The organism is Flavobacterium franklandianum, from assembly GCF_007097365.1.
Taxonomy (GTDB): Bacteria; Bacteroidota; Bacteroidia; order Flavobacteriales; family Flavobacteriaceae; genus Flavobacterium; species Flavobacterium franklandianum.
In genome coordinates, this window is the sequence record NZ_VJZR01000003.1 from 126454 (window position 1) to 142228 (window position 15775).

Annotated in this window: 15 protein-coding genes and 1 pseudogene; 4 read left to right on the forward strand and 12 right to left on the reverse strand. The window is 34.8% G+C overall.

All coding sequences use genetic code 11. The features are described 5' to 3' along the window. Positions 1–183 precede the first annotated feature (183 nt). Positions 184–1140, reverse strand: a complete 957-nt coding sequence (locus FNW17_RS05350) for a TIGR01212 family radical SAM protein (RefSeq protein ID WP_143389963.1) — start codon at positions 1138–1140, stop codon at positions 184–186. Positions 1141–1166: 26 nt separating this feature from the next. Beyond that, entirely contained in the window at positions 1167–1706 is a 540-nt protein-coding gene (locus tag FNW17_RS05355; RefSeq protein WP_143389962.1) for a GNAT family N-acetyltransferase, read from the reverse strand. Between the two features lie 121 nt (positions 1707–1827). Between FNW17_RS05355 and yaaA the strand changes: the two genes are divergently transcribed. Then, positions 1828–2586, forward strand: coding sequence for a peroxide stress protein YaaA (gene yaaA / locus FNW17_RS05360; RefSeq protein ID WP_143389961.1), 759 nt, complete (start codon positions 1828–1830; stop codon positions 2584–2586). Between the two features lie 3 nt (positions 2587–2589). Here the strand turns inward: yaaA and FNW17_RS05365 are convergent, their stop codons facing one another. The 5 genes from FNW17_RS05365 to FNW17_RS05385 form a co-directional block, all read right to left on the reverse strand. Further along, entirely contained in the window at positions 2590–4173 is a 1584-nt protein-coding gene (locus FNW17_RS05365; RefSeq protein WP_144071068.1) for an MDR family MFS transporter, read from the reverse strand. 295 nt (positions 4174–4468) lie between these two features. After that, positions 4469–5548: an HlyD family secretion protein gene (locus tag FNW17_RS05370; RefSeq protein WP_143389959.1), complete on the reverse strand. Its 1080-nt coding sequence runs from the start codon at positions 5546–5548 to the stop codon at positions 4469–4471. A 12-nt stretch (positions 5549–5560) separates the two neighbouring features. Further along, complete coding sequence (locus tag FNW17_RS05375; protein WP_143389958.1) at positions 5561–6886, reverse strand: TolC family protein; 1326 nt, start codon at positions 6884–6886, stop codon at positions 5561–5563. Next, positions 6876–7502, reverse strand: a complete 627-nt coding sequence (locus FNW17_RS05380) for a TetR family transcriptional regulator (RefSeq protein WP_143389957.1) — start codon at positions 7500–7502, stop codon at positions 6876–6878. Before FNW17_RS05380 ends, FNW17_RS05375 begins: the two co-directional genes overlap by 11 nt. Before the next feature lie 714 nt (positions 7503–8216). After that, positions 8217–9029 carry an energy transducer TonB gene (locus FNW17_RS05385; protein ID WP_143389956.1) on the reverse strand — a complete coding sequence of 271 codons (813 nt, stop codon included), beginning with the start codon at positions 9027–9029 and terminating at the stop codon, positions 8217–8219. Positions 9030–9556: 527 nt separating this feature from the next. On the opposite strand from FNW17_RS05385, the gene FNW17_RS16635 reads away from it, so the two are divergent. Further along, the gene (locus FNW17_RS16635) at positions 9557–9691 is read left to right on the forward strand and encodes a hypothetical protein (protein ID WP_262710836.1); all 135 of its coding nucleotides are present in this window, start codon (positions 9557–9559) and stop codon (positions 9689–9691) included. Positions 9692–9751: 60 nt separating this feature from the next. Here the strand turns inward: FNW17_RS16635 and FNW17_RS05390 are convergent. Together FNW17_RS05390 and FNW17_RS05395 are read right to left on the reverse strand one after the other, a co-directional pair. Further along, a pseudogene (locus FNW17_RS05390) lies at positions 9752–10033 on the reverse strand (RNA polymerase sigma factor); the annotation flags it as partial. A gap of 44 nt (positions 10034–10077) precedes the next feature. Then, the gene (locus FNW17_RS05395; protein ID WP_144071069.1) at positions 10078–11547 is read right to left on the reverse strand and encodes a TonB-dependent receptor; all 1470 of its coding nucleotides are present in this window, start codon (positions 11545–11547) and stop codon (positions 10078–10080) included. A 96-nt stretch (positions 11548–11643) separates the two neighbouring features. Between FNW17_RS05395 and FNW17_RS05400 the strand changes: the two genes are divergently transcribed. Continuing rightward, a complete protein-coding gene (locus FNW17_RS05400; protein ID WP_144071070.1) occupies positions 11644–12408 on the forward strand; it encodes an MBL fold metallo-hydrolase in 765 nt (254 codons plus the stop codon). A gap of 12 nt (positions 12409–12420) precedes the next feature. Continuing rightward, positions 12421–12921 carry a hypothetical protein gene (locus FNW17_RS05405; RefSeq protein ID WP_144071071.1) on the forward strand — a complete coding sequence of 167 codons (501 nt, stop codon included), beginning with the start codon at positions 12421–12423 and terminating at the stop codon, positions 12919–12921. A 301-nt stretch (positions 12922–13222) separates the two neighbouring features. Here FNW17_RS05405 and FNW17_RS05410 read toward each other — a convergent pair whose 3' ends face one another. The 3 genes from FNW17_RS05410 to FNW17_RS05420 all read right to left on the reverse strand — a co-directional run bounded on the left by FNW17_RS05410 (position 13223) and on the right by FNW17_RS05420 (position 15643). Beyond that, entirely contained in the window at positions 13223–13864 is a 642-nt protein-coding gene (locus FNW17_RS05410) for an alpha/beta hydrolase (protein ID WP_144071072.1), read from the reverse strand. Positions 13865–13928: 64 nt separating this feature from the next. Next, a complete protein-coding gene (locus tag FNW17_RS05415; protein ID WP_144071073.1) occupies positions 13929–14261 on the reverse strand; it encodes a hypothetical protein in 333 nt (110 codons plus the stop codon). A gap of 116 nt (positions 14262–14377) precedes the next feature. Further along, complete coding sequence (locus tag FNW17_RS05420) at positions 14378–15643, reverse strand: dihydroorotase (protein WP_144071074.1); 1266 nt, start codon at positions 15641–15643, stop codon at positions 14378–14380. Positions 15644–15775: the final 132 nt, after the last annotated feature.

A 15775-nucleotide genomic window follows, 5' to 3' on the forward strand; every position in this document is an offset into this window, starting at 1 on the left:
TTTTTTTTTATCTCTATAGGTTTAAATCCTCGAAACTCTGCTCGGCTTTTTTTGCCACAGATTGCTTCACCTGTTCGCTATCGCTCATGTCACAGATTAAAAATGATTTTTGAAAATCTGTGAATCTATGGTTATAATTTCGTTAAAATCTCTGGGGCTCTGCCTCGAGGAAGTTTATTAGAACTATAAATATTTAGCGATATATAGTGAACCCTGCACAATTTCCCTGCGTTCGATTTCTTTCTCGATATAGGTTTGAATTTGGGTTTTTTTCAAGCCCCAGTTGGGCGCAATCAGCAAATCCCAATCCGAAATTCCAAACAAACGCTGGATGATAATATCGGGACGCAACTGCGGAATCAATTCACAAAGCAAATCGGTGTATTCTTCCAAAGTGAAAAGCTTGAAAGGATTTTTTTTGTATTTGACGCCCATAATCGAGCCTTCGACAATATGCAAATGATGGAATTTTACGAATTTTATTTGCGGAAAACGGTTGATTTCGTGAATGTAATTCAACATCATTTCGCGCGTTTCCCAAGGAAAACCAAAAATGGTGTGGACACACAAATCGATTGGGCTGTCTTTTAACAATTCTACTGTGGCGACAAATTCGGCGTGGCTGCAACCCCGGTTTATTTGTTCTAAGGTTTCATCATAAATCGATTCCATTCCCATTTCTAAATCCACGTCAAATCTATCGCAATAGCTTTCTAGTAAGGCCACTTTTTCGGCATCGATGCAATCTGGTCGTGTTCCCACTGAAAATCCAACTACATCTTCGGTGTTTATAGACAAAGCTTGGTCATACATTGGTTTTAAAATAGAAACAGCTGCATACGTATTGGAATTCGGCTGAAAATAAACAATGAATTTATCGGCTTTGTAATGATTTTTGGCGCGTTCCATTCCATCCTTCAACTGCGATTGCATTGTTAATGAAGTTCTGGAAATTTCGGGTGTAAAAGAGTTGACATTGCAATACGTGCATCCGCCATAGCCTTTGTTTCCGTCTCGGTTGGGACAGGAAAAACCTCCGTCTACAATGACTTTATAAACGCGTTGGCCATTATATTTTTCACGCAAGTGTGCGCCGTAATTATTATATCCTTTGGTTTCTGAATTAAGTGTTTTACTCATTCATCAAAAATACGAAATCCAATTTATTATAAGTAATTTGCTTGATTGATTATTCGGAGTTCCATCAATAAATCGGTTTGTACATCGTTGCCTAAAGTAAAGTGATGCTTGTCAAATTCGACAAAATCATTATTGATATAAAATTGTATTGCTTTGTGATTTTTTTCCCAAACACCAAGCCAAATAGAATCAACTCCAGATTGTTGTCCAATTTTTATAGCTTCGTTTAGTAATATTTGTCCAATTTTTTTTCCGTGAAATTTTTTCAATACATAAATCCGATGAATTTCCATTGACTGAGAACTATGGATTTCAGTTTGAGCATTTCCAAAATTTATTTTTAAGTAAGCAATAGTTTCGTAGTCCAAAATGGCGAGATAAAATGCCGATTCCCGATTGTTTATTTCTAAGGCTACTTGTTCAGAATTAAAATTTTCCTGAATGTAATTTTTTATATTTTCAGGGGTGTTTACTTCTGCAAAAGTTTCGATAAACGTTTGCCTGCTGATTTCTTGAATGATTTCTAGGTCAGAAATCGTTGCTTTTCTAATTTTAATTGGATTCATAAAAAACAGCTTTACTTAAATTTAATCTTCTTCAAATATACTACAAATAAATAGATGACAATTTTCATTTTCAATTTTTCAATTTGTACTTTTGAAACTTTCAATCAAGAGAATCCTAATTATGAAAATTGTTCTATCGCCAGCCAAGTCCTTAAACTTAGAAAAAGTATTGCCAACTCTAAATTTTTCAGAGTCTTTGTTTCTTAAAGAATCAAGACAAGTTCACAAAGTTTTGAAGCAAAAATCGCCAAAGGAGCTTTCGGAATTAATGGATATTTCGGATAAATTGGCTGATTTGAATTGGCAACGCAACCAAGATTGGAAAACACCTTTCAGTCCAGAAAATTCAAGACCTGCTATTTTTACTTTCGATGGCGATGTTTATACGGGTTTGGATGTTTATTCAATTCCGATAGAAAAACTGGATATTTTGCAAGATCGTTTGCGAATCTTGTCGGGTTTGTACGGACTTTTGAAACCGTTGGATTTGATGCAGGCTTATAGATTAGAAATGGGAACCAAATTACCTATTGGAGAAAGCAAAAACTTATACGAATTTTGGAAACCCATAATTGCCAAAGCATTGAACAAAGAACTCAAAAAAGGGGAGTTGTTTGTGAATTTGGCGAGCAACGAATATTTCTCGGCTGTGGATATCAAAGCATTAAAAGTTCCCGTAATTACGCCAGAATTTAAGGATTACAAAAACGGAAAACTAAAAATAATCAGTTTTTTTGCCAAGAAAGCGAGGGGTTTAATGGTGCGTTATATCATTGACTCCAATGCCGAAACTATCGAAGATTTGAAAGGGTTCAATTATGAAGGCTATCAATTCGATACCAATTTATCGAAAGGAAATCAATTGGTTTTTACGAGATAAATCTTAATGCATTGCATCAGCTGGATCAATTTTATTTTTTCCTTTTTTAATCATCAATATGAAAGGAATACAAAGCAAAAACAAGATTCCTAAATACATAAAGATGTCCATATAGGTAAGAACTGAACTTTGTACCATTACTTTAAATTCAATCGCTTTATAGGCTTTTGCCAAAGCTTCATTGAAAGTAAATCCTTTGGACATAAACCCTTGTTGGAGTCTTTGCACTGTTTGTTGCACTTGAAAAGAGGTTTGATCCAAATGAGATATTAAATTCACGCGGTGTTGCTGATTGAAAATTGCCATAAAAGTCGTGATAATGGCAATTCCAAACGAACCTCCCAATTGTCTCATCATTCCGGTAAAAGCAGCTCCTTCGCCAATATGTTTCCCTTTGAGTGTTGATAAGGACAATGTCGTGATAGGTACAAAAAGTAATCCTAATCCAACACCTCTCAAAATCAATGGCCAAAACATTTGATTGGCACCGGTGTTTGGGGTGATGATGTTGTGCATCCAAAAAGTAAAAAAGAAAAAGATCAAGAATCCCACAGCTACCATATAGGACTGAGGTATGCCTCGTTGAATCATTTTTCCAATAAAAGGCATCATAATTCCAGTTGTAATTGAACTCGGAATCAGCAATAAACCAGCATCAGTCGCACTCCAACCCAAAACGGATTGGGTGTAAATGGGTACGATAAAAGTCGATCCGTACAGTCCAAATCCCATAATGAAACTCATAATGGTTCCAACTCTTAAATTGGTGTCTTTCAGTACTTTTAAGTTAACGATTGGGTGCTTGTAAGTGAGCTCTCGTTTTATAAAAAGTAATAATCCAAATACTGAAACCAAACTTAAAGTCGTAATCAAGTTATCATTGAACCAGTCGTCTTGTTGTCCGTGTTCTAAGACAAATTGTAAGGAACCGATGAAAGAAGCCAAAAAGAAAATGCCCCACCAATCGACTTGGTTGGCTTTGAGTTTGTCGCCATATTTTGGGCTTTTAACAAACATCAATGTTAATATCGTGGCGATAATACCAATTGGAATGTTGATGTAAAAAATATACGGCCAAGAAAAATGATCCACGATATAACCGCCTAATGGTGGTCCAAGTGTTGGTCCCACAATAACTCCCATTCCGTAAATCGCTTGTGCCATTCCTCTTTTGGCAGCGGGATAACTTTCGGTAATGATGGTTTGTGCCGTTACGAGTAAAGCACCACCACCAAGTCCTTGAATAAATCGGAAGGCAACAAGTTCCCAGATATTATCGGCGTTACCACATAAAAAGGAAGCTACTGTAAAAATAATGATGGATGCGGCAAAATAATTGCGTCGTCCAAATTGTTGCGAAAGCCAACTCGTCATTGGAATCACGATCACGTTGGCAATAGCATAAGCGGTAATTACCCAAGCAATATCCGTCAGCGTGGCACCAAGGCTACCTCGCATATTGTTCAAAGCCACGTTTACAATCGTAGTGTCCACAATTTCCAACAAGGCACAAAGGACGGCAGTTATGGTGATAATAACCCTCCTAAAACCATATTCCACTAAATCATCTTCTGCTGTTTGTACCATTTTGCATTAAGTATAAAATGTATTTTCTAAAACTAAATTTAAATTATTTGGGCGTGACCCTCCGTAAAAACTCCGGGTCGGGCTTTCCGTTCCCCGCTTTTTTTGTATCAATTGCCACGGGTTTAAACCCGTGGCAATTGATACAAAAAAGAGCTCCACTGCCAATCCCTCACGCAAGCAGAAATCTGGCAATACAACTGATACCAAGAGCTATAAATGCTAGAATTATAATATAAATGACTTCTATTTTTTCGGTCGCGTCTCCCTCTCCTTCGGATAGGGTCGGGGAGAGGATTTAATTCAAATGTACATCTACATCCACATTCATTCCTGGACGCAATAATTTTATTTTTTCGACATCGTTAGATGGGTTCAAACTTATTTTTACAGGCAATCTTTGAATGGTTTTCACAAAGTTTCCAGTGGCATTATCAGGTGGTAATAATGAGAATTTAGAACCCGTCGCTGGTGAAAAAGAGGTAAGTGTTCCTTCAAAATCAAAATCAGGATAGGCATCTACTTTTAGGGTAACGTGTTGTCCAACAGTCATTTTGTTTAATTGTGTTTCTTTGAAATTGGCAATTACCCAAGCGGTAATGTTGTTGATAATGTAAAACAAAGATTGACCTGGTTGCACTAATTGACCTGGTTGAATGTCAATTTTAGAAACTTGTCCATCTATTGCTGCTGTGATAACGGTGTAAGATAAATTCAATTTTGCCGTTTCTAACTGAGCTTTGGCTCTTTGAATATTGGCAGCAGCCACTTGGGTTTGTTTGTTCGAAACATTCGACTTGGCTATAATGGCTGTTTTTTGATAGGAACTTGCTTTTTGTTGTTGTTGCAAAATACGAACCTGGTTTTCGGCTTCTTGTTTGGCAGTCAATGCTTGTTCGTATTGTTGTTTAGTAATCGTGTGATTTTTGTACAAATTATTGTATCGGTTGTAATCATTGGTTACTTGATTCAATCTGATTTTAGCTGATTCAATATTTCCACCTGCCGATTGTACATTGGCATCAGAAACCGATACACTTGCCATAGCACTACCAATATCGGCTTTAGCTACTTCATAACTGCCTTCGGCTGCTGCCAATGCTGCGTTTGCATCTTCAATTTTTAATTGATAGTCGCGAGTGTCGATGGTAAATAAGGTATCGCCTTTCTTTACATAATCATTGTCTTTGATGTAAACTTTTCTCACATATCCCGAAATTTTAGGGATTATTGGATTCATATTCTTCTCGATTTGAGCATCATCAGTATGTTCGTGAGACAAAGAATGAAGGTATTTATACGTTCCATAAGTGCCACATAATAGGGTCAATACGGCAAATATGATGATGAATTTTTTATTTGTTTTTTTCTTTTCCATAGTAGAGGTCGATTATATTTTTGAAATATTGAAGGTTTGTGATAATTGTCCAGTTGTTGAAAGTAATTCGTAATATTTTTGAATAATATTGGCTCTTGCCAAAGCTTTATTGATTTTTGAACTCAGTTGTTCTACATCGGCTTCGAGTAAATCATTGGTGTTCGAAAGGCCGTTGTCGTATTTGTCTTTTACGATTCTATAATTTTCTGCTGATTGAGTTGCTGCTTCTACATAAACTTCGTTTTGCTTTAAGGACAAATTATAGTCTTCAATGGCTTTTTTTACTTCAACTTTGATATTATCGGTAAGGATTTCTTTGTAGTTTTTAGCTTCATTCGATTTGCTTTCGGCCATTTTTATGGTAGAATTGTTTTTTAGTATTCCACTCAAATCATAAGAAACACCAACTCCAAAATTGATCGCATTTTCAATAGTAATTATATTTTGTAATCCCAAAGAAGCATAGCCTCCCATAATCGTAACCGAAGGATAATAAGCTCCTTTTGCTAATTTCACTCCAGCTTCACTAGCTTTTTCTTGAAAACGAACTGCTTCTAAATCTTTTCTGTTGTCCAATGCCAGATTTTCATCTGTAGGAATATTGTTAATTTGGAAATTGATAAAATCACTTTCGTTAATCTCTAAATTAGTTTCCATTGGCAATTTCAAAAGCGAAATCAAATAATAGTTGACCACATTCAAATTGTTGTTCATTTCGTCAATAGATAATTGTATTTTCGAAACTTGCAATTGTGATTTCAATAAGTCATTTCTTGGAATAATGCCGTTTTTTTCCATTTCGGTAAAATCCACCACACGTTGCTCGGCTTGTTTTTGATTGTCTTTCAACAATTCCAAAGTCTTTTGTGCTTTGTATAAACTTGCGTAATAATTGACCACTCGCATCGCAATTTCCTCTTTGGTTTGCAAAGCTGTTGCTGTTTGGGCTTGGTACAAATTCTCCGAAATCTTGATGTTGTTTTGGATTTTGAAACCCGCAAAAACAGGGAGATTAGCACTCAATTGTCCAATCATCAGTTTATTTCCAGATGGGAATGGTGTTCCTGAACCATTAGTGCTAAATTTCATATCAATATTTGGTTCAATAAAATTTTGATATTGTCCTGAAAGTTTCAAATCGGGATATTGTGAGTTCTTTTTGGACTGCAATTCGTATTTCGATGAATTTACTTTGGAATCGGCCAAGCTTACTTCGTTACTTTTTGACCAAGCCAAATGAATGGCTTGGTCAAGTGTTAAACTAGTACTTTCTTGCGCTTTTATAGAAGTGATTCCTATTAAGTAAATCCCTATAAGTAAAAAATGATTAATTTTCATATATTAGGAGGGCTTTAATGGTTTGTTGAATGTGCTTTGTTAAGTCTGTTTTTACATAATTATTGTAGGCTTCTTCGGTTTTCAAGTTTAAAATGTCTTCAAAAAAAGGTTTGTTCATCTGAAAATGAAAATAAGTTCCCAGAATAGTTGGCGTTAGCAGCTCAATAATGACGTCTTTCCTAAAAACACCTTTGGCTTGACCTTCTTTAATGATAAGTTCCAATGATTTTAAGTTTGACTTTTTTATTTCTAAAAATGACTCCAATTCCAAAACTTTCTTTTTTGAGGACAATTCAAAATGTAGAATGCGATAAATCCCCCTGTTGCAATTGAGTCGATTGATGTAAAGTTCAATCAGCTTGTTTACTTTTTCAAAAGGTTCCAGATTTTCTTCAATCAAATTGACCAACCGCTCTTTAAGTCCCGAGGTTTTGAATAAGACCAAGGATTCCAGTAGTTTTTCTTTGCTGCCAAAATAATACGAAACCATAGCCACGTTAATCTTCGCCACTTTTGAAATATCCCTAATCGAAGTTCCGTCAAATCCTTTCTCGGCAAATAGCGTTTCGGCTACTTCTAGAATCTGAATTTGTTTGTCGTTTAAATCGTTTTTCAATGTTTTCTGATTTTTAAAATGCCAAAATTAAACAACCGTTTAATTTAAACAACTGTTTAGTTTTTGTTTAACATTTATTTAACATTTATTTAACAATTTTAAAAAGCGATTTCGTTGATAAAAATAGGATTGATGTTTGAATTTATCCAAAATTTATTTCGTAAAACAAGAAATTTTTTGAGTAAATCCACACCTAAAATTATATTGCCCTTCACAAATTAAAAACTTAACAAGTTTAAAAAAGAATTAATTTATTTATTTAGCTACGTTAGGTCCCTTTTTTTGTTTTTCAACTGCTAATGCGCAAATTAATTTTGGAGTAAAAGCCTTGGGTGCCGTTCAAAAAGGAATAGCAGGACTTGCTTTTAGCGATGCACAAGCGGCTCAATTATTGCTAAAATGGATATGATGTAAATGCTGTAGAATCGGTCTTTACTATTTTGGCAAAAATAAGCAAAGGAACATAAATAGATTTTTTAACAAAAATGATAAGTTCGCATCCAGATTCACAAGAAAGAGCTGATAATGCTAAGAAAACAGCTGAGAAGGATGGGGTTTATAAACTGATGTTCATCAAAAACCAGTTGTGGTAAGCCAAAAACAACTGCTAAAATACGACCACCAAAAATAAAAATAATTTAATTTCAATTGCAGTTTATACAAATGAAGCAGAACCTGAAAGTTCTGCTTCATTGTTTTTATGTATTTAATAATTTAATTCATTTGAACGGTTATTGGCAAATTGTAAGCCGTGCGAACGGCTTTTGAACCAATCATTCCTGGAGACCATTTGGTTTTCAAGGATTTCAAAACTCGAAGGGCTTCTCTTCCCAAACCATAACCTGGATCTCGTACTACTTTGATATCGGTCATACTTCCGTCTCTTTCGATAACGAAAGACACATAAACTCTGAAAGTATTGATGGCATCAATTTCAGGTTTTTCGAAATTATTGCCTACATAACTGTAGAATTTATTGATTCCCCCCGGAAACTCAGGCATTTTGTCTAAAATTGCTGTGTTTACGACGGTCTTTCCATAATCGACTGCAGCTGGTATTTCAGTTCCAGTTCCTGGAGTGGATGGATTTAGGTCTGTTGTTCCTGTTCCCTCTGAAATTACAGCAGTCGCATTATTGTTTTCTACGTTTGTGGCAATGTTTGAATTTGCATCTAGCGGATGCACAATTACTGGATTTGTGAGTTGGTCTTTCACAATGGTAGCTTCGGTTGTTTGGCTTTGTATATTGGGTAGCACCGGTTTTTCTACTTGTTGAATATAAATGTCAGTGACTTCGAGAGGTTCTGACCATTCTGGCAAGGTAATTTGGGGTACAACACTAGTGTTAAAATGACTTATAATTGTAGCAATACCACCTATGGAAGCCACAAACAACAATCCCATAAATAGGGCAGTCAAGGAGCTTTTGACACTGTCACGGCGCAATTGATAAGCACCGTACTCTTGGTTTCTGTTTTCGAAAATAAGATCGATCCAGCGGGTTTCGTAAATACTTAATCTAGACATAATAATGGTTTTAACGGTTAAGTATTTATCAAGTCATAAGTAGTATCTTTTAACATATAACGTAAAATATATTCGATGTAATATATAAAATGTTGATTATTTATAAATTGTTTTAACAAGAAGAATAGGTGTCAATGTTTTCGGGGTTTGCGGTGATGATTGAACTCTATTTGTCATTTCGACGAAGGAGAAATCACATATCTAGAGCAATAATTTTGAGCAACAAATGTGAGCAACAAATGTGAGCAACAAATGTGATTTCTCTTTCGTCGAAATGACAAAACCATTGTGGATTTATTATTTATTAAGATTTTTTTTGCTTGAATAGTAACCCAGGATTTCAAGGACGGTTTGTTTTATGGAAGACTTCAGTTAGCTTTTATTAGCGTTAGTTGTCTTGTATTAAAGAGGTATCCGAACTTTTTCTATTTCCATTTTTATTTCCAAATTAAAAGCAACTTAGCGGCTTTTTTGTAACAAAAGCTAACTTCTAAGGTTATATGTTTATAACTATAAAATTTTGTAAAATGGAAAAATTAGATTTTGTTGGAATAATTGGCTCAATTGCTACAATCGTTCAATTATTTAGAACGTTCAAAAAGAAAATAACAAAACCATCAACAAAAAGTTCGGGTTGCGATTTAACAAGAGGTAGATATTAAGTGAATTAAAAAAAACTAAAATATTTTTCGATTTATTTTTTATTGTTAAATCCGCCAAAACTACCGCTTATCCTGAATGATTTCTGCCAATAATTTCTTGTTGCGAAGCAGTTTTATTTTCACATATCTGTGTGGTTTGTCAATTTTGTTGTCAATTTCTTGATAGCTCATTTCCTGAAAAATAACGCAGTTGAATTACTTCCTGATAATACGGTTTGATTTCCTTGATGAATTGCAGCAATTGCGAAAGATTTGTTCGGTTATCAATTCGTCTTCTGCCGATGGAGTGGTGTCGGCAATGTTGTAGGCTTACTGGTTTTCGTCGTCGGTAATTTCATAAAAAAAGCCAAGAAAAAATTTATTTTTCTTGGCTTTTTTTATGTTACTTATTGACTATTTTTTTCTAAAAGTACATTTGGATCATATCCAAAGAGTTTCTTTTTCTTAATGATTGTTGCAACACCAGTAGGTAACATTGATTCCCACCCCGGTTTGCTTTGGCCAATCATTTTTAAAACTTCACGAGAAAAGACCTCTAAATTTTTAGGATTATAGTTTTCAATATCAACAACCTTTCCGTTGAATTTAAAGAATTTATACAATTCTTTTATTCGAGGATGTATTTTCAATGTTTCAGAATTTGTAATTATACCATTTTCGTCCAACATAGGATACAAATACACTTTCAAATCCCTATAGAATAACTTTCCAAAAGCCTCTAAGATACCACCACTCAAGTGGCGATAGTATTTTTCGTCAAAAATTTCTATCAAATTATTAACCCCCATTGCCAATCCCATTCTGGCTTTGGTGTATTTAGCAAAATATTCGACCACTCTATAATATTCCTGAAAATTAGAAATCATTACTGTTTGACCCAAAGAACAAAGTAATTGAGCTCGATCCATAAAGTCTTTTTCGTCAATCTCACCATCGGAACGCAAATTAGACAAAGTGATTTCAAAGATAACCAAAGTGTTTTCTCGACTCACTTTTAGCTCATTTTGAAACATTTTTAGCGATTCCTCATATATATCCATATTCACCTTTGTGACAGGACGAAAACTTCCTCGTATGGCAAGAATGTTTTTTTTGTACAAAATGGCAGCGGGAAGTATATTTTTACCTTCTGGATCAAATATCACAGCATCAGTCATGCCGTTTTTAACCAATTGCAAACTCATCAAACGGTTGTCAACATTCGCAAAACGGGGTCCAGAAAAGTTAATGGTGTCTATCTCAAGTTGATCTTTGTCAAGGTGATCGTATAAATAGCGCAATAAATGTTTGGGATTATTGTATTTATAAAAGGCACCATAAATTAGGTTTACTCCTAGAATACCAAGGGTTTCTTGTTGCAAACGAACATCGGTTTCCTTAAATCGAATGTGAATAATGATCTCATTGTATTCTTCTTCAGGCTCTAATTGATATTTTATACCAACCCAGCCATGTCCTTTGAATTGTTTGGCGAAATCAATAGTAGCAACTGTATTTGCAAAACTGAAAAAGATTTTATTGGGATGTTTCTTTCGGCTTAATCGTTTTTCAATTAGACCCGCTTCGTGAGTAAGAATTTTTTTCAAACGGCTCTCAGTAACATAACGACCGTCTTCTTCGACTCCGTATATGGCATCACTAAAATCTTTGTCATAAGCCGACATTGCTTTTGCAATTGTTCCAGACGAACCTCCTGCTCTAAAGAAATGCCTAACAGTTTCTTGTCCAGCACCAATTTCAGAAAAAGTCCCGTAGATATTTTCGTTCAAATTGATACGAAGGGCTTTGTCTTTTAAAGAAGGAATTTGTTCGATGACTTTGTCACCTTTCAACTTAATTTCGGTGTCTCTTTTCATAAAGAAATCGCTGTTTTGGTGCAAAGTTAGTAAAAAATGTTTCAAATTGTAGAGATTTATTGCTATTTTTGTATAATAATTAACAACTGTTCGAAAATGAATTTGTATTTTTTAGGAACTGGTACTTCACAAGGAATTCCTGTTATTGGAAGCAATCATTCGGTTTGTCAGAGTACTGATTCTAAAGATGAAAGGCTACGGGTTTCGGTATGGGTTCATTGGGAGAATCATTCTTTTGTTATAGATTGTGGTCCGGACTTTAGACAACAAATGCTAAAATCAAATTGTCAAAAAGTGGATGGAATTCTTTATACTCACGAACATTCCGATCATACTGCTGGATTAGACGACATTCGCCCCTTTTTTTTTAAACAAGGAGCTATTTCTATTTATAGTCATCAACGTGTCATCGAAAATTTGAAAAAACGATTTGATTATATTTTTGAAACTGAAAATAAATATCCCGGAGCACCTTCTGTAAAACCAGTTGAGGTAGTCAATAATCAACCTTTTCCTATTGGAAATAAAACGGCAATTCCCATCAATGTAATGCACGGAAATCTTCAAGTTTTTGGGTACAGAATTGATGATTTTGCCTATTTGACTGATGTAAAAACAATTGACGAAAGTGAAATAGATAAATTAAAAAATCTGAAAGTGCTAGTTGTAAATGCCTTACGAGAAGAGCCGCACAATACACATTTTAATTTACAAGAAGCCTTGGACTTTATCGCTTTAATAAAACCCCAAAAAGCATATCTTACTCACATTAGCCATATTATGGGTTTTCATGAAGAAGTACAACAAAAACTTCCGAAAAACGTTTATTTGGCTTACGATAATTTAGAAATTACTATTTAATATTAGCTCGAAATGAAAAACTCATTATTACTTTATCTTATTATTATTGTTTTGCTTTTGAACGTTTTTACCTATATGTATTTTAGCAAACAACTGACTTTTGTAAAAGATAAATTTGCCAAAACGGAAGTGAAATTGAAAAAAGATTTAGAGGCTGTCAATACCAAACTGGTCGATGCCAACTATTTTTCTTTGAAAAAAAATGAAAATGCACAGAATTATTTCAACCCTGACAATGCCACCAAAACGATTCAAGTCGAAATGCTAATTCCTGTAGTTACCGAAAAACTAATGGATTTAAATGCCAATCCAAAGGGAAATCCCTACATTGGTCAAGATCAAATTGGGGTCAATAAATTCATCATTAATAAAGTACGAATCTTGAATCACCGATGGATTATTGCCGATTTTAGCGACGGAGAATATTGGGGAGAAGTGTTGATAAAGTATTTTGTCAATGAGGATGAATCGGTTTCGTTTGAAACATTTCAATCTTTGTTGTACCAGAAATAGTGTTGAGATTTTAGATTTCAGATTTCAGATTTCAGATTTCAGATTTCAGATTTCAGATTTCAGATTAAGAATGTTAAACATCTTTGTATAAAAAAAACGAAAATACCAAGAAACTATTAATGCGTTTTCGTTTTTTTGCTAACTGCTAACTGCTAACTGCTAACTGCTAACTGCTAACTGCTAACTGCTAACTGCTAACTGCTAACTGCTAACTGCTAACTGCTAACTGCTAACTGCTAACTGCTAACTGCTAACTGCTAACTGCTAACTGCTAACTGCTAACTGCTAACTGCTAACTTCCTCAAAGTAGCCAATTCTTGAAATCATGAAAATTTTGTGGAGAAACGCCATGCCCAATTGGATATTCTTTGTAGGTGATGTTTATTCCTAAATTCTCCAAAAATGGTTTTGCTTTACGTCCCCATTCCACAGGAATTACTTGGTCAACTGTTCCGTGGGAAGTGAATATTTTAAGATTCGAAAAGGAGTTTTTTAGATAATTTTCTTCGATAATTTCTGGATTCACATAACCACTCATTGCTACGACTTTTTGCACTTTTTCAGGATGCGAAAGTGCTACAGCATAACTCAAAATAGCTCCTTGGCTAAACCCAATTAAAGTTATATTATTGGAATCAATTGGAAAATTAGATGTCAATTCAACAATAAATCGCGCAATTAAATCTCTCGAAGTTTTGGCTTGCTCATTGTCGGAAAACTTGTTTTGGTCGGCATCAAAGTTGATGGCATACCAAGCGTAACTTCCATATTGCATATTGTATGGTGCTCGAGCCGAAACAATATAATATTCGTCGGGAAGCTCCGTGGCGAATGAAAATAAATCCTCTTCGTTGCTGCCGTAACCGTGAATTAAGAGTAAAAGTGGATTCTTGTCTAACTTTACTTTGGGTTCTCTTACGAGATATTCTAAGGATAATGTCATAAATAAGTGTTCAGTGTTCCGTTTTTAGTGATCAGTTTTGCCATCTGCAATTAGAAATCTAAAATTAAGAAATTGATGCAAACCATTTCTGGAAATAATTTCCCAACAAAGGAACTGGTTTTGTTTGGCCATTGATGGCGCTAAAAATGCCGTAAGTCCATAAAACGGAGAGAAAAACCCACATTGATATGGAAATCATTGGACTGTCAAAATTGCTGATGATTAGTCCCAATGAAATAAATGTGATTGTCAATCCCAATGCTTGACGAATGTGAAATGAAGCAAATGAATTCTTTTCTTCTCCACTGTTCATCGACATCGCTATGAAAACTCCAATGAGTAAAATATAGCTTGTTATGGCGGCTGTTTTTCCTTTTTCGATGTTGTTATTTTCCATATTTTTTAACTACAAAGTTCACAAAGTTTTTTAAACGAAGTTCACAAAGTGTTTATTTAGATAATTATTAATAGTGTTCTTTGTGCCTTCTTCTTCGTGCACTTTGTGTTTAAATTTTAACCTAAAATTAATTTTCCTTGATTGAAAATTCCATAAACTTTTCCTTTTAATTCTGTTCCCAGAAAAGCGGAGTTTTTAGATTTAGATAAGATATTTTCGTTCGTGAAAATGCTTTTTCCTTCAGGGTTAAATAGGCTAATGTTGGCTTTGTTTCCTTCGGCAATTGATTGTTTTCCTCCCGAAATTTCGGGACAAAAAGTAGTTTTTCCAGTAGTCAATTTTTCGATAATTTTTTCTAAAGGCAATACAGTTAACAAAACACCAAAAGCACTTTCCAAACCAATTGTTCCGTTTTTGGCCAAATCAAATTCCATTTTTTTGTGTTCAATATCAATAGGATTATGGTCAGTTGTAATCATATCGATCGTATTGTCCAGAATTCCTGCAAGTAATGCTTTTCTATCGGTTTCTGTTCGCAACGGTGGCGAAACTTTGAATCTGGTATCGAAATTTTCTAGTTTTTCATCCGTTAAAACTAAATGATGTACCGCAACGCTACAAGTAACGTTCAATCCTTTGGCTTTGGCTTCCTTGATTAATTCAACTGATTTTGCTGTAGAAATGGTTGGAATATGCAATTTTCCGCCACTATATTCCAGTAGAAACAAGTTTCTGGCGATTTGTAATTCTTCGGCTAGATTTGGAATTCCTTTCAATCCCAATCTTGTAGAAACCACTCCTTCATTGGCAACGCCGTTTCCTTTTATGTTCGAATCTTGGGCTAAAGCAATAACCAATCCATCAAAATCCTGAACATATTGCAAAGCAATTTTTAGCAAATTGGCATTGTCTAAGCTGGTGTTGTAATCGCCAAAAGCAATTGCACCAGAATTTTTCATATCGAATAATTCCGCCATATCTTTTCCTTCGCTTCCTTTAGTCAAAGCACCAATCGGGAAAAGTTCGGTGGCAAAACCATTGGCTTTGCTTTTTACAAAATTTATTTGCGATTGGTTGTCGATAATCGGGTAGGAGTTGGGTTGCAAAGCAATGGCAGTAAAACCGCTTTTTGCAGCAACATTCAAACCGTTTGCTATGGTTTCTCGGTCTTCAAAACCAGGTTCTCCAAGTGAAACACTAGAGTCAAACCAACCTTTTGAAACGTGTAAATTATCGAGTTTTACTTCCTCGATATTTTCTGTATTTGAAAGAGATTTTCCTATTTTGTTAATGATTCCATCAACAATTAAAATATCAACAGTTTGGTTGTGAAACGGACTTTCAGAATCGATAATTTTGGCTTCCCGGATGATTGTGTTCATAGTATTTATTTAGTATTTGAACCTGTGGGTGAAATTCAATTTTTAAACGCATAGAAACATAGTTTTAAAATAACTGAAAAAGGCGTTTCACTTTATTAGAGAAAACATAGCTATGCGAACCCAAGACCCGAG

Excerpts from the sequence above, each read along its gene's own strand:
- FNW17_RS05350 (WP_143389963.1), bottom strand. The coding sequence starts at position 1,140 with ATGAGTAAAACACTTAATTCAGAAACCAAAGGATATAATAATTACGGC.
- FNW17_RS05355 (WP_143389962.1), bottom strand. The coding sequence starts at position 1,706 with ATGAATCCAATTAAAATTAGAAAAGCAACGATTTCTGACCTAGAAATC.
- yaaA (WP_143389961.1), top strand. The coding sequence starts at position 1,828 with ATGAAAATTGTTCTATCGCCAGCCAAGTCCTTAAACTTAGAAAAAGTA.
- FNW17_RS05365 (WP_144071068.1), bottom strand. The coding sequence starts at position 4,173 with ATGGTACAAACAGCAGAAGATGATTTAGTGGAATATGGTTTTAGGAGG.
- FNW17_RS05370 (WP_143389959.1), bottom strand. The coding sequence starts at position 5,548 with ATGGAAAAGAAAAAAACAAATAAAAAATTCATCATCATATTTGCCGTA.
- FNW17_RS05375 (WP_143389958.1), bottom strand. The coding sequence starts at position 6,886 with ATGAAAATTAATCATTTTTTACTTATAGGGATTTACTTAATAGGAATC.
- FNW17_RS05385 (WP_143389956.1), bottom strand. The coding sequence starts at position 9,029 with ATGTCTAGATTAAGTATTTACGAAACCCGCTGGATCGATCTTATTTTC.
- FNW17_RS16635 (WP_262710836.1), top strand. The coding sequence starts at position 9,557 with ATGGAAAAATTAGATTTTGTTGGAATAATTGGCTCAATTGCTACAATC.
- FNW17_RS05395 (WP_144071069.1), bottom strand. The coding sequence starts at position 11,547 with ATGAAAAGAGACACCGAAATTAAGTTGAAAGGTGACAAAGTCATCGAA.
- FNW17_RS05400 (WP_144071070.1), top strand. The coding sequence starts at position 11,644 with ATGAATTTGTATTTTTTAGGAACTGGTACTTCACAAGGAATTCCTGTT.
- FNW17_RS05405 (WP_144071071.1), top strand. The coding sequence starts at position 12,421 with ATGAAAAACTCATTATTACTTTATCTTATTATTATTGTTTTGCTTTTG.
- FNW17_RS05410 (WP_144071072.1), bottom strand. The coding sequence starts at position 13,864 with ATGACATTATCCTTAGAATATCTCGTAAGAGAACCCAAAGTAAAGTTA.
- FNW17_RS05415 (WP_144071073.1), bottom strand. The coding sequence starts at position 14,261 with ATGGAAAATAACAACATCGAAAAAGGAAAAACAGCCGCCATAACAAGC.
- FNW17_RS05420 (WP_144071074.1), bottom strand. The coding sequence starts at position 15,643 with ATGAACACAATCATCCGGGAAGCCAAAATTATCGATTCTGAAAGTCCG.